Annotated in this window: 19 protein-coding genes and 1 pseudogene; 16 read left to right on the top strand and 4 right to left on the bottom strand. The window is 71.3% G+C overall.

From position 1 onward, the window contains the following. Window positions 1-75 precede the first annotated feature (75 nt). From ACWGI2_RS38780 to ACWGI2_RS38730, 11 genes are all read left to right on the top strand, one after another. The gene (locus tag ACWGI2_RS38780; RefSeq protein ID WP_453399234.1) at window positions 76-702 is read left to right on the top strand and encodes an NUDIX domain-containing protein; all 627 of its coding nucleotides are present in this window, start codon (window positions 76-78) and stop codon (window positions 700-702) included. Between the two features lie 188 nt (window positions 703-890). After that, window positions 891-2,990: a tetratricopeptide repeat protein gene (locus ACWGI2_RS38775; protein ID WP_453700585.1), complete on the top strand. Its 2,100-nt coding sequence runs from the start codon at window positions 891-893 to the stop codon at window positions 2,988-2,990. Between the two features lie 135 nt (window positions 2,991-3,125). Continuing rightward, window positions 3,126-4,250, top strand: coding sequence for an alanine dehydrogenase (gene ald, locus ACWGI2_RS38770; protein WP_453700583.1), 1,125 nt, complete (start codon window positions 3,126-3,128; stop codon window positions 4,248-4,250). Between the two features lie 324 nt (window positions 4,251-4,574). Then, window positions 4,575-5,759, top strand: coding sequence for a ParA family protein (locus ACWGI2_RS38765; protein WP_453399237.1), 1,185 nt, complete (start codon window positions 4,575-4,577; stop codon window positions 5,757-5,759). Next, a complete protein-coding gene (locus ACWGI2_RS38760) occupies window positions 5,744-6,343 on the top strand; it encodes a hypothetical protein (RefSeq protein WP_453700581.1) in 600 nt (199 codons plus the stop codon). Before ACWGI2_RS38765 ends, ACWGI2_RS38760 begins: the two co-directional genes overlap by 16 nt. An 18-nt stretch (window positions 6,344-6,361) precedes the next feature. Beyond that, window positions 6,362-7,330: a segregation and condensation protein A gene (locus ACWGI2_RS38755; protein WP_453700579.1), complete on the top strand. Its 969-nt coding sequence runs from the start codon at window positions 6,362-6,364 to the stop codon at window positions 7,328-7,330. Next, window positions 7,327-8,001, top strand: coding sequence for an SMC-Scp complex subunit ScpB (scpB, locus tag ACWGI2_RS38750; protein ID WP_453399240.1), 675 nt, complete (start codon window positions 7,327-7,329; stop codon window positions 7,999-8,001). The genes ACWGI2_RS38755 and scpB overlap by 4 nt, the downstream gene beginning before the upstream one ends. 10 nt (window positions 8,002-8,011) lie before the next feature. Further along, window positions 8,012-9,217 carry a pseudouridine synthase gene (locus ACWGI2_RS38745; protein WP_453399241.1) on the top strand — a complete coding sequence of 402 codons (1,206 nt, stop codon included), beginning with the start codon at window positions 8,012-8,014 and terminating at the stop codon, window positions 9,215-9,217. A gap of 126 nt (window positions 9,218-9,343) precedes the next feature. Beyond that, window positions 9,344-10,072 (top strand): NUDIX hydrolase, encoded by a 729-nt coding sequence (locus tag ACWGI2_RS38740; protein ID WP_453700578.1) that lies wholly within the window; start codon window positions 9,344-9,346, stop codon window positions 10,070-10,072. Further along, window positions 10,069-11,070 carry an ADP-ribosylglycohydrolase family protein gene (locus ACWGI2_RS38735; RefSeq protein WP_453700576.1) on the top strand — a complete coding sequence of 334 codons (1,002 nt, stop codon included), beginning with the start codon at window positions 10,069-10,071 and terminating at the stop codon, window positions 11,068-11,070. The genes ACWGI2_RS38740 and ACWGI2_RS38735 overlap by 4 nt, the downstream gene beginning before the upstream one ends. A gap of 3 nt (window positions 11,071-11,073) precedes the next feature. Further along, a complete protein-coding gene (locus tag ACWGI2_RS38730) occupies window positions 11,074-11,844 on the top strand; it encodes a nucleotidyltransferase domain-containing protein (RefSeq protein WP_453700575.1) in 771 nt (256 codons plus the stop codon). Here the strand turns inward: ACWGI2_RS38730 and ACWGI2_RS38725 are convergent. The 4 genes and pseudogenes from ACWGI2_RS38725 to ACWGI2_RS38710 form a co-directional block, all read right to left on the bottom strand. Next, window positions 11,770-12,535, bottom strand: a pseudogene (locus ACWGI2_RS38725) (nucleotidyltransferase domain-containing protein). The gene ACWGI2_RS38730 and the pseudogene ACWGI2_RS38725 overlap by 75 nt on opposite strands. Window positions 12,536-12,557: 22 nt before the next feature. Continuing rightward, entirely contained in the window at window positions 12,558-13,025 is a 468-nt protein-coding gene (locus tag ACWGI2_RS38720) for a Rieske (2Fe-2S) protein (RefSeq protein WP_453700573.1), read from the bottom strand. Next, window positions 13,022-13,615, bottom strand: coding sequence for a DUF6529 family protein (locus ACWGI2_RS38715; protein WP_453700571.1), 594 nt, complete (start codon window positions 13,613-13,615; stop codon window positions 13,022-13,024). Before ACWGI2_RS38715 ends, ACWGI2_RS38720 begins: the two co-directional genes overlap by 4 nt. Before the next feature lie 29 nt (window positions 13,616-13,644). Continuing rightward, window positions 13,645-14,328, bottom strand: a complete 684-nt coding sequence (locus ACWGI2_RS38710; protein WP_453700570.1) for a hypothetical protein — start codon at window positions 14,326-14,328, stop codon at window positions 13,645-13,647. A gap of 188 nt (window positions 14,329-14,516) precedes the next feature. Here ACWGI2_RS38710 and ACWGI2_RS38705 point away from each other — a divergent pair, with 188 nt between their 5' ends. From ACWGI2_RS38705 to ACWGI2_RS38685, 5 genes are all read left to right on the top strand, one after another. Further along, window positions 14,517-14,978: a YidB family protein gene (locus ACWGI2_RS38705; protein WP_453700568.1), complete on the top strand. Its 462-nt coding sequence runs from the start codon at window positions 14,517-14,519 to the stop codon at window positions 14,976-14,978. Between the two features lie 133 nt (window positions 14,979-15,111). Further along, on the top strand, window positions 15,112-15,474 hold the full coding sequence (gene aroH, locus ACWGI2_RS38700; RefSeq protein ID WP_160504191.1) for a chorismate mutase: 363 nt from the start codon (window positions 15,112-15,114) through the stop codon (window positions 15,472-15,474). Then, entirely contained in the window at window positions 15,471-16,556 is a 1,086-nt protein-coding gene (locus ACWGI2_RS38695) for a prephenate dehydrogenase (protein WP_453399251.1), read from the top strand. Before aroH ends, ACWGI2_RS38695 begins: the two co-directional genes overlap by 4 nt. Window positions 16,557-16,677: 121 nt before the next feature. Beyond that, complete coding sequence (gene cmk, locus ACWGI2_RS38690) at window positions 16,678-17,361, top strand: (d)CMP kinase (RefSeq protein ID WP_453399634.1); 684 nt, start codon at window positions 16,678-16,680, stop codon at window positions 17,359-17,361. Then, complete coding sequence (locus tag ACWGI2_RS38685; protein WP_160504188.1) at window positions 17,319-18,005, top strand: 1-acyl-sn-glycerol-3-phosphate acyltransferase; 687 nt, start codon at window positions 17,319-17,321, stop codon at window positions 18,003-18,005. Before cmk ends, ACWGI2_RS38685 begins: the two co-directional genes overlap by 43 nt. Window positions 18,006-18,013: the final 8 nt, after the last annotated feature.

The following is an 18,013-nucleotide window of genomic DNA, read 5'->3' as shown; positions in this document are numbered from 1 at the left end:
TACGGTTGCCGGGGTACGAGCCTTGTGAGGCTGGTGCCCCGGTTTCTGTTTGCACGTGTGGGAGGACAGGGCGACATGACGATCAAGGACACCGCCGAAGAGTGGCAGGTCACGGCCACGGAGACCCCCTTCGTGGGGAACAAGACCTCCGTGCGTACCGACGACGTGGTCATGCCCGACGGGACCGTCGTACGCCGTGACTACCAGGTGCACCCTGGCTCAGTCGCCGTGCTGGCCCTGGACGACGAGGGCCGGGTCCTGGTCCTGAGCCAGTACCGCCACCCCGTCCGCCACAAGCTCTGGGAGATCCCCGCGGGCCTCCTCGACATCCCCGGCGAGAACCCCCTGCACGCCGCCCAGCGCGAGCTCTACGAAGAGGCGCACGTCAAGGCCGAGGACTGGCGCGTCCTGACCGACGTCTACACCACGCCCGGCGGCTGCGACGAGGCCGTGCGCATCTTCCTCGCCCGCGACCTCTCCGAGGCCGAGGGCGAGCGCTTCGAAGTCTCCGAGGAGGAGGCCGACATGGAGCTGGCGCGCGTACCGCTCGAAGAGCTCGTACGGGGCGTGCTCGCCGGTGAGCTGCACAACAACTGCCTCGTCGTGGGCGCCCTTTCGCTGACCGCGGTGCTGAGCGGCGACGGTGTCGACGCGCTGCGCCCCGCCGAGGCGCCTTGGCCCGCGCGCCCCTTCGAGGCCTGAGAGGCCTGAGAGGTACGAGAGTTACCGCTCTGGGCCATTGGAGCTCTCCGGTGTGACGATCTGCTGATCCGATCGGGGGACTTGTGCGCGCCGCTCGCCGGGGGATGCGTCAGGGCCTGAACTAGGCTCTGGAAGCGTCCCGACCGGAGTCCCGGCGGGTTCGCGCGCAGGCGGACGGAGCATGGCCCGTGACGGATCAGGCGGTCGACACGGACGGTTCGGCGGCGGGCGGCGCGGTGCCGCGGCCCGCTCCGGCCCAGACTTCCGAGGGCGGTCAATTCGTCGGCCGGCGCAGGGAGTTGAAAGAGCTCCGCGCCGACATCGACCGTGCCGGACTCGACACCATCTCGGGCCGCAAGGCGCCCCGGGCCCGCGTGCTCCTCATCGCGGGCCGCCCCGGCTCGGGCCGCACCGCGCTCGCGGAGGAACTCGCGCGGCAGGTCGCCGACGACTACCCCGACGGGGTGCTCCGAGCCCAGCTCACCGAACCCGACGGCACGCGCGTGCCCACGGAACGCACCGCCCGCGAACTCCTGGACGCCCTCGACGTCCCCGCCCCCGCGGGGGCGGACGAGGACGAGCTCGCCGAAGTGCTCCGCGAGGCACTCTCGGGGCGCAGGGCCCTGCTGCTCCTCGACGGTGCCGCGGACGCCGAGCAGGTCGACCCGCTGCTCCCGGACGCGCCCGAGTGCCTGGTCGTCGCCGTTTCGGAGGGCCCGCTCACCGGCATCCCGGACGTGCGGCCGTGCACGCTGGGCGGCCTGGACACCGCCGCGGGGGTCGAACTGCTCTCCCGCGCGGCGGGCCCGGTGCGCATCACCGTCGACCCGCGGTCGGCGGAGAGCCTGGTCGAGGCCTGCGGCGCACACCCCGCCACCCTCGTCCTGGCCGGCGGCTGGCTCTCCGGGCGGCCCAAGGCGGCCGTCGCCGACCTGGCCAAACAGGTGCACGACAGGCCCGACGACGAGTCCGCGGCCGGCGCCCTCTCCCGCATGTTCCAGCTCTCGTACACCTCGCTGCCGGGGGCTGCCGCGCGGATACTGCGCTACCTCTCGCTCGCCCCCGCAGGTCACGTCGACCCGCACACCGCGTCCGCGCTCGCGGGCTGCTCGGTCTCCGCCGCCCGCACGACCCTGGACGACTTCGTGAAGCTCGGCCTGGTCAGGGCCGTGGACTCGCCGCTTCCGCAGTACGAGCTGCCGGACTGCCTGGTCCCGCTGCTCCGCGAGCGCACCGAGAGCCAGGACCGGCCCGCCGAGGTGCAGCTCGCGCGGGCCAGGATGCTGGAGCGGACCGTGCGCCTCCTCCAGTCCTGCCGGGCGATCACGGAGCCGGACAGCTCCGGTGCCCGCAAGAAGCTCGCGGGCCTGCCGCGGGCCCTGCGCTTCCCCCACCCCGGCGCCGCCGAAGAGTGGCTGCGCGTCCGGCAGCCCGCCCTGCTCGCCGCGGCCCGCCTCGCGGTCGCCGACGGGGAGCTCGACACCCTCGCGCGACGCCTGATGGCTGCCCTGACGCGGGCCCTGGTCGCCCACCGGGGCACGGAGGACGCGGCTCCCGAGCTGTACGGCATCCACCGGCTCGTGCTCGATGTCGCCGAGCGCAGGAACCTGCCCCGCGAGAAGGCGGCCGCCCTCCTGAATCTCGCGGATCTGGACGCGCGGACAGGACGTACGCAAGAGGCACTGGTGCGCTATCGGCTTGCTCTGGACGCCGGACGGGAAGCAAATGATCCGTACGCGACCGGCCGCGCGATGGAATCCGTAGGCGGTGCCTACGAGGAGCTGGGGGACTGGTCGCGGGCCTCGGACTGGTTCGGGCGTGCCCTCGCCCATCGGCTCGCGCGGGACGAGCGCTCCGACGCGGCCCGCCTCTACGGCCGCATCGGAACGGCGCACACCTACGCGGGCCGCTACGGCGAGGCGCTGCGCAACTGGAGCTCGGCCGTCACCGGGCACCGCAAGGCCGGTGATGTGGCGGGCCAGGCAAGGGCGTTGAGCGAGCTCGCGCGGGTGCAGGAGTACGCGGGGCGGCCCGAGGAGTCGCTGCGCACCTGCCAGGAGGCCGTCGACTGGGCGCGGCAGGCCGGTGACGTACGCCTCCAGGCGGCGCTGCAGCTCAGGCTCGCCGACACCCTGGACCGGCTCGGCGACCCGGCCGCCGCCAGGCTGCACCGCGCCGCCGCCGAGCGCATCCTGGGAATGGAGCTCGAGCAGGTCACAGGGCTTGCATCGAAGGATGGACCCGGGGCTTCCGCCTACGAAATCCGTAGCGCTTCCGCAGAAGATTGATGCATTGAAAGGCTAGACAGCGAGAAGTCCTTCATTAGACTGGCTCTGCCGCGTACTTCCGTGGTGTCTCCGATGCGCCCTCTTGTGTATCGGTATGTAGTTCGTTGCCCGAAAAATCCCTGAGCCAAGAGGACCGTGATCGACGTGAAGGTCGGCATCCCCCGCGAGGTCAAGAACAACGAGTTCCGGGTGGCCATCACCCCCGCCGGCGTGCACGAGCTGGTGCGCCACGGCCACCAGGTCGTCATCGAGCGGAACGCCGGTGTCGGCTCCTCGATCCCGGACGCGGAGTACGTCTCCGCGGGCGCCGTCATCCTGGACACCGCCGACGAGGTCTGGGCCACCGCCGACCTCCTCCTGAAGGTCAAGGAGCCGGTCGCGGAGGAGTACCACCGCCTCCGCAAGGACCAGACCCTCTTCACCTACCTGCACCTGGCCGCGTCCAAGGAGTGCACGGAGGCGCTCCTGGAGTCCGGCACCACCGCCATCGCGTACGAGACCGTCGAGACCGCGAACCGCGCGCTCCCGCTGCTCGCCCCGATGTCCGAGGTCGCGGGCCGTCTGGCCCCGCAGGTCGGCGCCTACCACCTGATGGCCGCCCAGGGCGGCCGCGGTGTCCTGCCCGGCGGTGTCCCGGGTGTCGCGGCCGGCAAGGCCGTCGTCATCGGCGGCGGCGTCTCCGGCTGGAACGCCGCGCAGATCGCCATCGGCATGGGCTTCCACGTGACCCTGCTCGACAAGGACATCAACAAGCTCAAGGAGGCGGACAAGATCTTCGGCACGAAGATCCAGACCGTCGTCTCCAACGCCTTCGAGCTCGAGAAGGCCTGCCTCGACGCCGACCTCGTCATCGGCGCCGTCCTCATCCCGGGTGCCAAGGCCCCCAAGCTCGTCACCAACGAGCTCGTGTCGCGCATGAAGCCGGGAAGTGTCCTTGTCGACATCGCGATCGACCAGGGCGGCTGCTTCGAGGACTCGCACCCGACGACGCACGCCGAGCCGACCTTCCCGATCCACAACTCGGTGTTCTACTGCGTCGCCAACATGCCCGGCGCGGTGCCCAACACCTCGACGTACGCGCTGACCAACGCGACGCTGCCGTACATCGTCGAGCTGGCGAACCGCGGCTGGGTCGAGGCGCTGCGCCGTGACCACGCCCTCGCCCTGGGCCTCAACACCCATGACGGCCAGGTCGTTTACAAGGAGGTCGCCGAGTCGCACGGCCTCGAGCACGTCGAGCTGGAGACGCTCCTCGGCTGAACCTGACCGCTTTCGTCAACGAAAGTCGTCAATCTCACGCCCACGGCCGGACCTTGAGAGGGGTCCGGCCGTATGCGTATGTCCGTGGACATGGTCAACTCGCCTTGAACGTAACCCTTTAACCGATTCGACCACCCCGGAAATGTGCCAATGGCACCCCGCGCGCCCTTGACATGGGGGCGTTCGATTGCCGACACATCGGGCCGGGTCCGGCGGATTGTGTTGCTGCGGACCGGTGACACGCCATAGAGTCGCCAACCGTCGGCATGGTGCCACGCTGACCTATCGAGAAATTTCCTGGTCACCAAGGAGGTAAGACGACTTGTGAATGAGTCGACATTTGCTCCCGGGGGTGGTCAACCAGGAACCTCTGAGCGGGGCCAAGGACCCGTGGGGCTCGAGGCTGTCGGCTCCGTCGCTGTCCGCACCTTCGAAGCCCGTCAGGGAACCCAGTCGACGCTGACGACACCGTCTGCACCCCAGAGCATGGATGGCCATCACGTGAACGCCATGGCCGGCGACCGGAGTGGCGAGAACACCACCCACACCCAACTCGCCGACTACGAGGAACTGCCCCAGGGGCACTTCTACGACCCTGACGCCGAGTACGAGCCCGATCCCGAGTACGCGGCCACGCTGGCCCCGGACGCGGCCCGTCAGCGCCGTGAGCGCATCGGTCCCACGGGACGCCCGCTGCCGTACTTCCCGATTCCGGGTCCGTTGACCGATCACGGTCCCGCGAAGATCATCGCGATGTGCAACCAGAAGGGCGGCGTGGGCAAGACGACGTCGACCATCAACCTGGGTGCCGCGCTCGCGGAGTACGGACGCCGGGTCCTGCTGGTCGACTTCGACCCGCAGGGCGCCCTCTCGGTGGGCCTCGGGGTGAACCCGATGGAGCTGGACCTGACGGTCTACAACCTGCTCATGGAGCGGGGCATGTCGGCCGACGAGGTGCTGCTGAAGACGGCGGTCCCGAACATGGACCTGCTGCCCAGCAACATCGACCTGTCCGCCGCCGAAGTGCAGTTGGTAAGCGAGGTCGCCCGAGAGTCCACGCTGCAGCGGGCGTTGAAGCCGCTGATGCAGGACTACGACTACATCGTGATCGACTGTCAGCCCTCGCTCGGCCTGCTCACCGTGAACGCCCTGACGGCGGCTCACAAGGTGATCGTGCCGCTCGAGTGCGAGTTCTTCGCGCTGCGCGGTGTGGCCCTGCTGACGGAGACCATCGAGAAGGTCCAGGAGCGGCTCAACCCCGACCTGGAGCTCGACGGCATCCTGGCCACCATGTACGACTCCCGCACGGTGCACAGCCGTGAGGTGCTCGCGCGGGTGGTCGAGGCCTTCGACGATCACGTGTACCACACGGTGATCGGACGCACGGTCCGCTTCCCGGAGACCACGGTCGCCGGTGAGCCGATCACGACGTACGCATCGAACTCGGTCGGCGCGGCCGCTTATCGCCAGCTCGCCAGGGAGGTGCTCGCCCGGTGTCACGCCGAGTGAGTCTGCCGGGGGCCGACGAACTGTTCCGTACGACCGGGGGGATGGCGCTGCAGTCGTCGTCCCCGCGACGCCAGGCGAACGGCGAGGCCCGGGTGCCGGGCCCCGCGGGGGAGAGCGACGAGACCGCCGCGGGGGATTCCCGCGGCGGCGCGGCGGCCACGGACGGCGGTGACGCCGCCGAACACGGCGCCGCCGACGCGGAGTCGGGTGAATCCCGCAGCCGGTCGGCCACCGCCGATGCCGACAAGGACGGGCGCCGTCCCGCCCAGGACCAGGAAGGCGCCGCCGCACAGAGCGGCGGCGGCCGGTCCGCGAACTCCTCCTCCACGGCGCAGGCACGGCGGCGCGCGCGGGCGGCCAACCGGCGGCCCAGCGGGCGTGAGCGGCACGACGAGAAGATCACCGTGTACGTGTCCGCCGAGGAGCTGATGGACCTCGAGCACGCGCGTCTCGTGCTGCGGGGCGAGCACGGGCTCGCGGTCGACCGCGGGCGCATCGTCCGCGAGGCGGTGGCCGTCGTTCTCGCGGATCTTGAGTCCCGCGGGGACGCGAGCATTCTCGTACGACGGCTTCGCGGGCGGTAGCGGTAGCGTTCCCGCCTGATGGCCACGACTGACGACTCCGCACGACCTGCCCCTCGCCGCGCCCTGGGGCGGGGCCCCGGGGTGGCCGCGGCGGAGCCCGAGCCGGAGCCGGCAGCTCCCGAGCCGGAGCCGGCAGCTCCCGAGCCGGAGCCGGAGGCGGCAGCTCCTGAGCCCGACGACGGGCGGTTCAAGGTCCGGCTCGCCAACTTCGAGGGCCCCTTCGATCTGCTGCTTCAGCTCATCTCGAAGCACAAGATGGACGTCACCGAAGTCGCGCTGTCCACGGTGACCGACGAGTTCATGGCCTACATCCGCGCCATGGGGCCCGACTGGGACCTGGATCAGACCACCGAGTTCCTCGTGGTCGCCGCCACCCTGCTCGACCTCAAGGCGGCCCGGCTGCTGCCCTCCGCCGAGGTCGAGGACGAGGCGGACCTCGCGCTGCTCGAAGCGCGGGACCTGCTCTTCGCGAGGCTGCTCCAGTACCGCGCGTACAAGCAGATCGCCGACATCTTCAGCGGGCGGCTCGAAGAGGAGGCGCGGCGCTATCCGCGGACCGTCGGCCTGGAGGCCCACCACGCGGAGCTGCTCCCCGAGGTCGTCATCAGCATCGGCGCCGAGGGGTTCGCCAGTCTCGCGGTGAAGGCGATGCAGCCCCGTGCGAAGCCCCAGGTGTACGTCGACCACATCCATGCCCCGCTGGTCTCCGTGCAGGAGCAGGCAGGGCTTGTGGTGGCCCTGCTGCGGGAGCGGGGCGAGGTCAGCTTCCAGGTGCTCGTCGAGGACGCGGGGGACACCCTCACCGTCGTCGCCCGCTTCCTGGCGCTCCTGGAGCTGTACCGCGAGAAGGCCGTGGAGCTGGACCAGGAGGCCGCCCTGGGCGAGCTGATGGTGCGGTGGACCGGTGGGGACGGCGATGGCGAGCCGACGGTGACCGACGAGTTCGACCGCGCCCCCGAGCCGGTGAGTGAGGAGAAGGCCACATGAGCGTGGAGAACCCCGCGACCCCTGCGACCCCCGCGGGAGACCTGGCGGGTGCCGTCGCCGATCTGGAGCTGCGGCCCGCCCTTGAGGCCGTGCTCATGGTCGTCGACGAACCGGCCACCGAGGAACACCTCGCCAAGATCCTCGACCGGCCACGGCGGCAGGTCGCCGACGCGGTGCGGGAGCTTGCCGACGAGTACACCGTGCAGAAGCGGGGCTTCGAGCTGCGGCTCGTGGCGGGCGGCTGGCGGTTCTACACCCGGCCCGAGTACGCCGCCGCCGTGGAGCGCTTCGTCCTTGACGGGCAGCAGGCGAGGCTCACCCAGGCGGCCCTGGAGACCCTCGCGGTCGTCGCGTACCGCCAGCCGGTCAGCCGTTCCCGGGTCTCCGCGGTGCGCGGAGTGAACTGTGACGGCGTGATGCGGACGCTCCTCCAGAGGGGTCTGGTGGAGGAGGCGGGCGCGGAACCCGAAACAGGTGCGATCCTGTACAGGACGACGAACTACTTTCTGGAGCGGATGGGCCTGCGTGGCCTGGACGAGCTCCCGGAGCTCGCGCCCTTCCTCCCCGAGGCGGAGGCGATCGAGGCCGAGACGCTGGAGGGTGTTCCGTCGTTCGACCCGGACGCCCCCGATGCGCCGGGTTACGAGTACACCAAGGGCACAGACGACTAACGGAAATTTGATGCGAAGCAGCAACGGCAGGAACAGCAGCGGAAACAACGGCGGGAGCCGTGGTGGCAACAGCGGCAGCCGTGGCAGCAGCGGTGGGCGCCCCAGCAGCGGTGGCCGCCCGGGCGGTGGTGGCCGCGGCAACAGCGGTGGCGGCCGCGACTACCGGGGTTCCGGTAACAGCCCCGACCGGCAGGGTCGCGGCGCCGGAGGCGGTCGCGACGACCAGCCGCCGAAGCGCGAGAGCAAGCCCCGTCCCGAGGAGCGCCGCTACGACGTAGGCGGCGACGCCTCCCGGAAGGGCCGTGGCGCGGCGGCACGCGGCGGCGCCAAGGGCGGCCCCAGGGCGCCTCAGGGCTCGGACAGGGGCACCCGGCGCGGCGCGGGAGCTCCCGCGACGTCCCGTGAGTACGACGCGCGGCAGGAAGAGCGCAACCGCGAGCGTTACGCGGGCAAGCCGAAGGTCAGCCCGCCCAAGACCTTCCCGGGCGCCGAGCAGGAGGGCGAGCGGCTGCAGAAGGTCCTCGCCCGTGCGGGCTACGGCTCGCGCCGTGCCTGCGAGGAGCTCGTCGAGCAGGCCCGTGTCGAGGTCAACGGCGAGATCGTGATGGAGCAGGGCCTGCGGGTCCAGCCGGAGCGGGACGAGATCAAGGTCGACGGCCTGACGGTCGCGACCCAGTCGTACCAGTTCTTCTCGCTGAACAAGCCCGCCGGTGTCGTCTCCACCATGGAGGACACCGAGGGCCGCCAGTGCCTCGGCGACTACGTGACCAACCGCGAGACGCGGCTGTTCCACGTCGGGCGCCTGGACACGGAGACCGAGGGCGTCATCCTGCTCACCAACCACGGTGAGCTGGCCCACCGCCTCACGCACCCGAAGTACGGCGTGAAGAAGGTCTACCTCGCGCACATCGTCGGACCGATCCCGCGTGACCTGGGCAAGCAGCTCAAGGACGGCATCCAGCTCGAGGACGGGTACGCCCGCGCGGACCACTTCCGCGTCGTCGAGCAGACCGGCAAGAACTACCTGGTCGAGGTGACGCTGCACGAGGGCCGCAAGCACATCGTGCGCCGCATGCTCGCGGAGGCCGGCTTCCCGGTCGACAAGCTGGTGCGGACGTCCTTCGGGCCGATCACGCTCGGCGACCAGAAGTCGGGGTGGCTGCGCAGGCTGTCCAACACCGAGGTCGGCATGCTGATGCAGGAAGTCGACCTCTAGGCCTGACCGAGGTTGGTAAAAGGCGGCCGGTCCCTGCGTTGTGCGGGGGCCGGCCGCCTTTTCGCGTCTTGCGGAGCTCGTCCACCCGCATTTATAGTCGCGCTGACCATAAAGGGAGGGGGGTCCATGCAGGGCTACGACAAGTACGCCTTCGAGCCGTTCGCCGTCACCGTCGACCTCGCCGTCTTCACCGTCCGCGCGGGCCGCCTGCACGCGCTGCTCGTCGAGCGCGGTCAGGAGCCGTACGCGGGGCGCTGGGCGCTGCCCGGCGGATTCGTGCTGCCGGAGGAGTCCGCGGAGACCGCGGCCGGACGTGAGCTCGCCGAGGAGACCGGCCTCACGGACAGCGCCGGGCTCCACCTGGAGCAGCTGCGCACCTACAGCGAACCGGACCGTGACCCGCGGATGCGCGTCGTCTCGGTCGCCTTCGCGGCGCTCGTGCCCGACCCTCCCGCGGTGCGCGCCGGCAGTGACGCGGCCCGCGCGGAGTGGCTGCCGTACGGCACCCAGGGGCCGCTCGCCTTCGATCACGACCGGATCCTCGCCGACGCCCACGACCGCGTCTGCGCCAAGTTCGAGTACACCGGCCTCGCCACCGCCTTCTGCCCGCCCGAGTTCACGCTCGGCGAGCTGCGGCAGGTCTACGAGACGGTGTGGGGCGCCGAGCTCGACCCGGCCAACTTCCGCCGCAAGGTGCTCGGCACGCCCGGCTTCGTCGAGGCGATCCCCGGCGCCGCGCGCCTGACGGGCGGCCGTGGCAAACCGGCGGCCCTCTACCGTGCGGGCCCGGCCACGTCGCTGCACCCGCCGTTGCTCCGCCCCGCGACCATCCCCTCGGAAGGACAGCCCTCATGAAGCGTGCCGCCACCGGATCCCTCATAGGCCTCGCCCTGGGGGACGCGCTCGGCTTCCCGACCGAGTTCAACGACGTACCGTCGATCCTCGCCAAGTGCGGGCCTTGGCGGGAGATGGAGCTGCCGAGGCCCGCGATCGTCACGGACGACACGCAGATGACGCTGGCGCTCGGCCGCGGCCTGCGTACCGCCATGGACCGGGGACTGCTCGGGCCGAAGCGGATGGAGCGGCCGGTGCGCGAGGAGTTCGTGGAGTGGTACCAGTCGCCGGAGAACAACCGCGCGCCCGGCAACACCTGCCTCAAGGCCTGCTACCTGCTCAAGACCGGCAAACCGTGGGAAGAGGCGAGCCAGGTCCACTCCAAGGGCTGCGGCGCCAACATGCGCGTCGCGCCGATCGGGCTCATCCCCGGCCTGAGCGACGAGCAGCGGGCGGGCGCCGCCCAGCTCCAGTCCGCGCTCACCCACGGCCACCCGACGGCGCTCGCCGCGTCGGACCTCACGGCGCACGCCGTGCGGCTGCTCGCGGAGGGCGCCGAGCCGACGGGCCTGGTCGGTCTGCTGCGCTCGTACGCGTACGAGAGCCGCGAGACGTACCACGGGCGCTGGCTCGGCGAGTTGTGGACGCGCGGCGGCGATCCGACGCCGGGCGCGTTCATGGCACGTGGCTGGGACGAGTGCCTTGCCGTCCTCGAACGCCTTGAGGCCGCACTGAGGCATGCCAACCCGGAGACGGACCCCTGCCTGGCCACGGGCGAGGGCTGGATCGCCGAAGAGGCGCTCGCCACGGGGCTGCTGTGCTTCCTGCAGTTCGTGGACGAGCCCGTCACGGCCCTGCGCAGGGCCGCCTGCACCTCCGGCGACTCCGACTCGATCGCCTGCCTCGCCGGTGCTTTCGCGGGCGCCCACCTGGGCGCGGACGCGTGGCCCGCCGAGTGGGCCGAGCGGATCGAGTACCGGGGGGAGCTCCTTGAGCTGGGGGCGCTCTGGGATTCTTGAGCCATGACTGTCGACCTGGGGCCCGGCCTCTACGCCCAACTCGCCTCCGTCGCCGCGGAGCAGGCGGACCCGCTGCTGTTCGCGACGGTCTCCGGGGCTCACCTGTACGGCTTCCCGTCCCGCGACTCCGACGTCGATCTGCGCGGGGTGCACCTGCTGCCGGTGGCCGATCTGGTGGGGCTGCGGGAGCCGGAGGAGACCCGTTCGAGGATGTGGGACCACGAGGGCGTGGAGATGGACCTCGTGACGCACGACCTGCGCAAGTTCGTGCGGCTGATGCTGCGGCACAACGGCTACGTCCTGGAGCAGCTGCTCTCGCCGCTGGTGGCGCACACGACGGACGCCCACGCGGAGCTCGTCTCGCTCGCGCCCACCGTCCTCACCAGTCATCACGCCCACCACTACCGGGGGTTCGCCAAGACCCAGTGGCGGCTCTTCGAGAGGAACGGCGAGCTCAAGCCGCTGCTCTACACCTTCCGCGTGCTGCTGACCGGGATCCATCTAATGCGCAGCGGGTCCGTGATCGCCCATCTGCCCACGCTCATGGGGGAGGCGGGCGACTCCGTGGCGCCCGCCTACCTGCCCGACCTCGTCGCCGCCAAGACCGAGGCCGAGCACGGCGGCGCCGACGTGGACCACGCACGCGTGGCCGCCGATGTGGAGCGGCTGCACGGAGTTCTGGACCAGGCGCAGGCGGACTCAGCGCTTCCTCGGGGTCACTCCGCGTTCGACGCGCTGCATGATCTCGTCGTTCGGGTGCGGCTCCAGGGCTGACGCTCGCCGTGCGCGGAACAGGAAGTCCGCCACGCGGTCCCGGTCAGGCTCGGCGGGGAGCGGGGAGCGGGGTGCGGGTGGCCGCCTTGTCGGCCTCCTCGGCCAGGCGGCGCATCCAGGACTCGACCTCGTGCCAGGGCACCTCGCCGCGCTTGACCGCCAGCAGCGGCTCGCGCTGGTCGCCCACGTCGATCGTCAGTTCGCCGGTGCGCAGGAGGTCGCGGCAACTGATCAGGAGGCGCAGGAGGTGCATGGCGTGTTTCCAGCGTGGGGCGCCGTGCAGGCGTACGTCCGCTTCCAGCTTCTTGTGCTGGCCCAGCGCGTAGCGGGCGAAGGTCTGGTGAGCCTGGCGGGAGAGGAACGCTTCGCGCAGGGACAGGAGTTCGCGGCCGGTGTCCGTCACGTGTTCCACCACGGGGGAGTGCAGGCACTCCAGGATGTTCGGGTTGGCACGCAGGGCCAGCTCGCAGAAGCGCTCCAACTCCCAGCTGAACTGCTCGTCCGCCGGTCCTTCCACGTGCGTGGGCGGCTTCTCGAAGTGCCAGAACAGCGGTGTGGGGGCCAGGAAGACACCCCTGCGGTCGGTGTCGCTGCCGTCCGTGGCCAGGCCGAAGGCGCGCGAGCCCATCACACAGGCGTAGACGGTGTGGTCGCGGACCAGGTCCAGGTCGGTGTCCGTGGGGCGGTGCATGCCGGGAGCGTACGGCCACCGGCTAGCCGCGCGTGATCGAATTTCCGGTGACCGTGATGGTCTGAGGAGGGAGCGGGCGTGGCGCCGGCCCGTCCGCGACCGAGGCGTCCGCCACGCGGTACTTGCTGCCGTGGCAGGCGCAGTTGATCGTGCCGTCCGCGACCTCGCTGACCGTGCAGCCCGAGTGCGTGCAGACCGCGGAGAAGGCCTTGAAGTCGCCCTCTTCGGGCTGGGTCACGACGATCTTCTTGTCCTTGAGCACCTTGCCGCCGCCGACCGCGATGTCGGAGGTCTTGGCCAACTCCTCGGCCTTGGGAGGCGGTTGATCCTTCCCGCCGGACTTCGGCGGCGAGGAGGACGCCGCGGGCGGCTGCGACTTCGGCGGCTCCGGCTCCGCGCCCTCGTCCCCGTACTTGCTGCACCCGGCGGTCAGCGCGACGACCCCGCCCGCGGCCAGGACGGTGCGCCGTGAGGGGGCCGCGTCGCTCATGTCGTCACCCCGAGCGTACGGAAGAACCACAGCGCCGACGTCCACCAGACCACCGTGAGGACCACGAAGACCAGGCCTCCGACCACCGGAAGCAGCCAGCCGGGCAGCCTCTCCGAGCGGAGCAGCAGCATCTTGGCGCTGAACGCGCCGAAGAAGAAGCAGGCGAGCAGCGAGTGCCACATCACGCGGGTCGAGTACGTCTGGTACCCGAGGGCGTAGAGGCAGTGGACCGCCACGGGGACCGACACCAGGAACGCGATCCGGCCCGACCAGCGGTGCAGCGCCGACGACCAGGACGGCCCCGGCAGGCGTCCGTACACCATGAACGCCGATACGACCTGGACCAGCGCGAAGGCGAACGCCGTCGTGCCCAGCCAGGCCTTGACCGCGCTCGTGCTGCTGAACCCGGCGAGGTTGAAGGCAGTGCCCTCGGGGTCGTGCGTCTTGCCGTACACCCCGAGGCCGACCGCGACCGCCCCGGCGACAAGGACGGGGACGACATAGCGGGCCGCGCTCGGGCGGCGATGGTCGCCCGCCGCGGGAGGTGGGGTGAAACCGCCCTGTGTGGCGGCGTTCGGATCGACGCTCATGGAGGCTCCCTGGTCGGGGCGGAGCGGGGTCAGGGCACGACGGGACGGGCGGTGAGATCGCCGCCGTCGAACGGGACGGTGCCGGTCTCAGGGTCGAGGCGCGGTGCCTTCCGCGGCTTGCCGTCCTCCTTGAGGATCCCGACCTGCTGCCCGTCGGGCAGGACGATCCAGCCGCCGTCGATCTCGGCGCCGCGCACCTCGGTCGTCGCGCGATACAGGCCGGAGGGCTTCTTCGCCCTGGCGGCGGTGAAGTCCCGTGGCTGTTTGTCGATCTCGACCGTGCCGGTGACCGCGTTTCCGGCGAGCGTGCCGTCCAGCTTCGCGCCGTGCTTGCCGGTGAGGCGCATGGAGCCGTCGTCCTTGACGTTGCCCTTCAGCCAGGCCTCCGCGTCGCGGCCGTTGCAGTAGTACGCGATGGCCTTGTCGTCACGGATCGAGAGGGAGACGGCGGCCGCGTCGTCGGCCGTGCGGCCCGCGTACTCGGACTTCCCGGGCGGCGGCTTCTCCGACGGGCTCTGTGAGGGGCTCTTGGTGGGTGTGGGAGACGGCGCGTCCTTGGTGGGCTCCGAGGCGGAGGGGGCAGGCGACGCGGCGCCGGGCGAGTCCCCTCCGTACGACGAATTGCCCGTCCCTGTCGTCGCGTTGAGCGACAGCATGAACAGGGCGAGCAGCAGCCCCCCGAGAAGCGTGTAGAGCGGGCCTGAGCGCTTCATGCGGCCTCCCCCGAGGCGTGGCCTTGACGGCCCCTCCATGCAAGCGGACCCGTGCCCCGGCGTCCATAGTTGAACGGCCACCAATCGGGCCAAGTGGCGACAGGGGGCGATTCGGGCGACATTGTCATGGTCTGAGGTCCGCGCCCCTCCGAGGCGCCGACCCGGCCACTCACTCGAAAGGCGGGACCATGGCGGGTAACGATCTGGGAAGCCTTCTCGGCGGTCTCCTCGGCGGCGGCCAAGGCAGCCAAGGCGGCGCGGCCGGCGGCTCCGGAGGCGGCAACGTCCTCGGCTCGCTGCTCGGCGGTCTGCTGGGCGGCGCGGGCGGGAGCGGCGGCGCCCAGGGCGGCTCCGGCGGCAACCCGCTGGGCGGCCTCCTCGACATGATCACGAAGTCGGGCCTGGTCAGCCAGGAGCAGCTGGACTCCTGGGTCGGCAACGGCGGCAACCAGCCGCTGAGCCCGGACCAGGTCAAGCAGGCCGTCCCCGACGAGACCCTGGACAAGGTCGCCAACGACGCGGGCGTCAGCCGCGACGAGGCCGCCGACCAGATCGCGCAGCAGCTGCCCCAGGCCGTCGACAAGCTGACCCCGGAGGGGCAGGTCCCGGCGGGCTCGCTGGAGGACATCATCAAGGAGCAGAAGCTCTGACCCCACCGTGCTCCCCACCCCGGTGAGGCACGCGGCGTCCGTCTCGGCAGGCGGGCGCCGCGCACTCGTCCCCAGGGCCCTGACTACCCTTGTCGGTACATCAGTCATACGTACGCGAGCGAGGAGCAGCACTGTGGCGGTACGAGCGGTCCGGGGCGCCGTCCAACTGGAGCGGGACGCCGCCGACCACATGGACGAGCAGGTCAGCGAGCTGCTCACCGCCATCCTCGAGCGGAACGAGCTGACCCAGGAGGACCTGATCAGCATCTGGTTCACCGCGACGCCCGATCTGCACAGCGACTTCCCCGCGGCGGCGGCCCGCAAGCTGGGCATCCTCGACGTACCGCTGATCTGCGCCCAGGAGCTGCAGATCGACGGAGCCATGCCCCGGGTCGTCCGCGTCCTCGCGCACATCGAGTCCGACCGCCCCCGCAACGAGATCACGCACGTCTACCTCGGCGCCGCGGCCACCCTGCGCAAGGACATCGCCCAGTGAGAACCGCCCTCGTCATCGGCACCGGCCTGATCGGCACCTCCGCCGCCCTGGCCCTCGCATCGCGCGGCGTGACCGTGCACCTCGCCGACCACGACCCCGGACAGGCCCGCACGGCGGCCGCGCTCGGCGCGGGCACCGACGAGGCCCCCGAGGGGCGGGTCGACCTGTGCGTCGTCGCCGTGCCGCCCGCGCACGTCGCGGCGACGCTGGCCGACGTCATGCGGCGCGATGTGGCCCGCGGCTACCTCGACGTGGCGAGCGTCAAGGGCGGCCCGCGCCGCGAGCTGGAAGCGCTCGGTATCGACCTCACCCCGTACATCGGCACGCACCCCATGTCGGGGCGCGAGCGCAGCGGCCCGCTCGCCGCCACCGCCGACCTCTTCGAGGGGCGGCCGTGGGTCCTCACGCCCACCCGCGACACCGACACCGAGGTCCTCAACCTTGCCCTTGAGCTCGTCGCCCTCTGCCGTGCCGTGCCGGTCGTCATGGACGCCGACGCGCACGACCGCGCGGTCGCGCTCGTCTCGCACATGCCTCACCTGGTCTCCAGCATGGTCGCGGCCCGTCTGGAGAACGCCGAGGAGACGGCGGTGCGCCTGTGCGGGCAGGGCATCCGTGACGTCACGCGCATCGCGGCCTCCGACCCGCGGATGTGGATCGACATCCTGTCGGCCAACCCCGGCCCCGTCGCCGATCTGCTGTCCGCCGTCGCCACCGATCTCGACGAGACGGTGACGGCGCTGCGGGCGCTGCAGTCGGCGGACGACGTCAAGCGGCGCGAGGGCGCCGCCGGGGTCGAGAACGTGCTGAGGCGCGGGAACGCGGGGCAGGTCCGGGTACCCGGCAAGCACGGGTCGGCCCCGACCGCGTACGAGGTCGTCGCGGTGCTCATCAACGACCAGCCGGGGCAGCTGGCGAGGATCTTCGCCGACGCGGACCGGGCCGGTGTGAACATCGAGGACGTCCGCATCGAGCACGCGACGGGCCAGCAGGCGGGCCTCATCCAGCTCCTGGTGGAGCCGAAGGCGGCCCCGGTGCTCGCCGCGGCACTGCGGGAGCGGGGCTGGGCGATCCGCCAGTAAAGGCCCGGGGCATCCGGCAGTAAGAGGTGCGCGCGGGAGCCAGTAACCTTGTGCGGGGCGTGTCTGCGCCCCGCTACCTTGCCCCCGCGTCCTGAGAGAGGTTTCGCACCCCGTGGAAACCGTGGAAACCGCCCCGGCATCAGTGATCGTCGCCATCGACGGTCCCTCCGGCACGGGCAAGTCGAGCACCTCGAAGGCCGTCGCCGCCCAGCTCGGCCTCAGCTACCTGGACACCGGCGCCCAGTACCGCGCGATCACCTGGTGGATGGTGCACAACGGCATCGAGCTGACGGACCCGACCGCCATCGCCGCGGTCGCGGGCAAGCCCGAGATCATCTCCGGCACCGACCCGCTCGCCCCGACCATCACGGTCGACGGCACGGACGTCGCGGGGCCGATCCGCACCACCGACGTCACCTCCAAGGTCAGCGCCGTCAGCGCCGTCCCCGAGGTGCGCGCCCGCATCACGGAGCTGCAGCGCACCATCGCCGCCTCCGCCGAGAAGGGCATCGTCGTCGAGGGGCGTGACATCGGTACGACCGTCCTGCCCGACGCCGACCTGAAGATCTTCCTCACGGCTTCGCCCGAGGCCCGCGCCGCCCGCCGCAGCGGCGAGCTCAAGGGTGCCGACGTCGCCGCCACGCGTGAGGCGCTCATCAAGCGGGACACGGCCGACTCCAGCCGCAAGACGTCCCCGCTCGCCAAGGCCGGTGACGCCGTCGAGGTGGACACCACCGAGCTCACGCTCCAGCAGGTCATCGAGTGCGTCGTCACCCTCGTCGAGGAGAAGCGGGCGGCGAAGTGACCGCGGCGCCGTCGGAACGGGGTGCGGAGGTCGGCCGCCGCATCGGCGTCGGCCTCATGTACGGCCTGTGGAAGCCCCGCGTCCTCGGCGCCTGGAAGGTCCCCGCGACCGGCCCGGTGATCCTGGCCGTGAACCACTCCCACAACGTCGACGGCCCGATGGTGATGGGGACGGCACCCAGGCCGACGCACTTCCTCATCAAGAAGGAAGCCTTCATAGGCCCCTTGGACCGCTTCCTGCGCGGCATCGGGCAGGTGAAGGTGGACCGCGAGATCGCCGACCGCACGGCGATCACCCGGGCCCTCGGCGTGCTCGACGACGGCGGCGTCCTCGGGATCTTCCCCGAGGGCACCCGGGGCGAGGGCGATTTCGCCTCGCTGCGCGCCGGCCTCGCGTACTTCGCCGTACGGAGCGGGGCGCCGATCGTTCCGGTCGCCGTTCTGGGAAGCACGGAGAAGCGCGGACGGTTGATAAAGAAGCTGCCCCCGCTGCGCAGCAGGGTCGACGTCGTCTTCGGCGACCCCTTCGAAGCGGGCGACGACAGCGGACGGCGTACGCGCAAGGCGCTGGACGAGGCGACCGTGCGCATCCAGGAGCGGCTGACCGCCCACCTGGCGGACGCCAGGCGCCTGACCGGGCGCTGAGCGAGACT

The sequence above is a fragment of the Streptomyces sp. NPDC054866 genome, from assembly GCF_053610745.1.
The sequence above is the reverse complement of the archived record's forward strand: the minus strand, read 5'-3'. Positions and strand labels throughout refer to the sequence as shown.

Bases quoted from the DNA above. Each gene is read 5' to 3' on its own strand.
- ACWGI2_RS38780 (WP_453399234.1), top strand. From the start codon at position 76: ATGACGATCAAGGACACCGCCGAAGAGTGGCAGGTCACGGCCACGGAG.
- ACWGI2_RS38755 (WP_453700579.1), top strand. From the start codon at position 6,362: ATGGCCACGACTGACGACTCCGCACGACCTGCCCCTCGCCGCGCCCTG.
- scpB (WP_453399240.1), top strand. From the start codon at position 7,327: ATGAGCGTGGAGAACCCCGCGACCCCTGCGACCCCCGCGGGAGACCTG.
- ACWGI2_RS38745 (WP_453399241.1), top strand. From the start codon at position 8,012: ATGCGAAGCAGCAACGGCAGGAACAGCAGCGGAAACAACGGCGGGAGC.
- ACWGI2_RS38740 (WP_453700578.1), top strand. From the start codon at position 9,344: ATGCAGGGCTACGACAAGTACGCCTTCGAGCCGTTCGCCGTCACCGTC.
- ACWGI2_RS38735 (WP_453700576.1), top strand. From the start codon at position 10,069: ATGAAGCGTGCCGCCACCGGATCCCTCATAGGCCTCGCCCTGGGGGAC.
- ACWGI2_RS38730 (WP_453700575.1), top strand. From the start codon at position 11,074: ATGACTGTCGACCTGGGGCCCGGCCTCTACGCCCAACTCGCCTCCGTC.
- ACWGI2_RS38720 (WP_453700573.1), bottom strand. From the start codon at position 13,025: ATGAGCGACGCGGCCCCCTCACGGCGCACCGTCCTGGCCGCGGGCGGG.
- ACWGI2_RS38715 (WP_453700571.1), bottom strand. From the start codon at position 13,615: ATGAGCGTCGATCCGAACGCCGCCACACAGGGCGGTTTCACCCCACCT.
- ACWGI2_RS38710 (WP_453700570.1), bottom strand. From the start codon at position 14,328: ATGAAGCGCTCAGGCCCGCTCTACACGCTTCTCGGGGGGCTGCTGCTC.
- ACWGI2_RS38705 (WP_453700568.1), top strand. From the start codon at position 14,517: ATGGCGGGTAACGATCTGGGAAGCCTTCTCGGCGGTCTCCTCGGCGGC.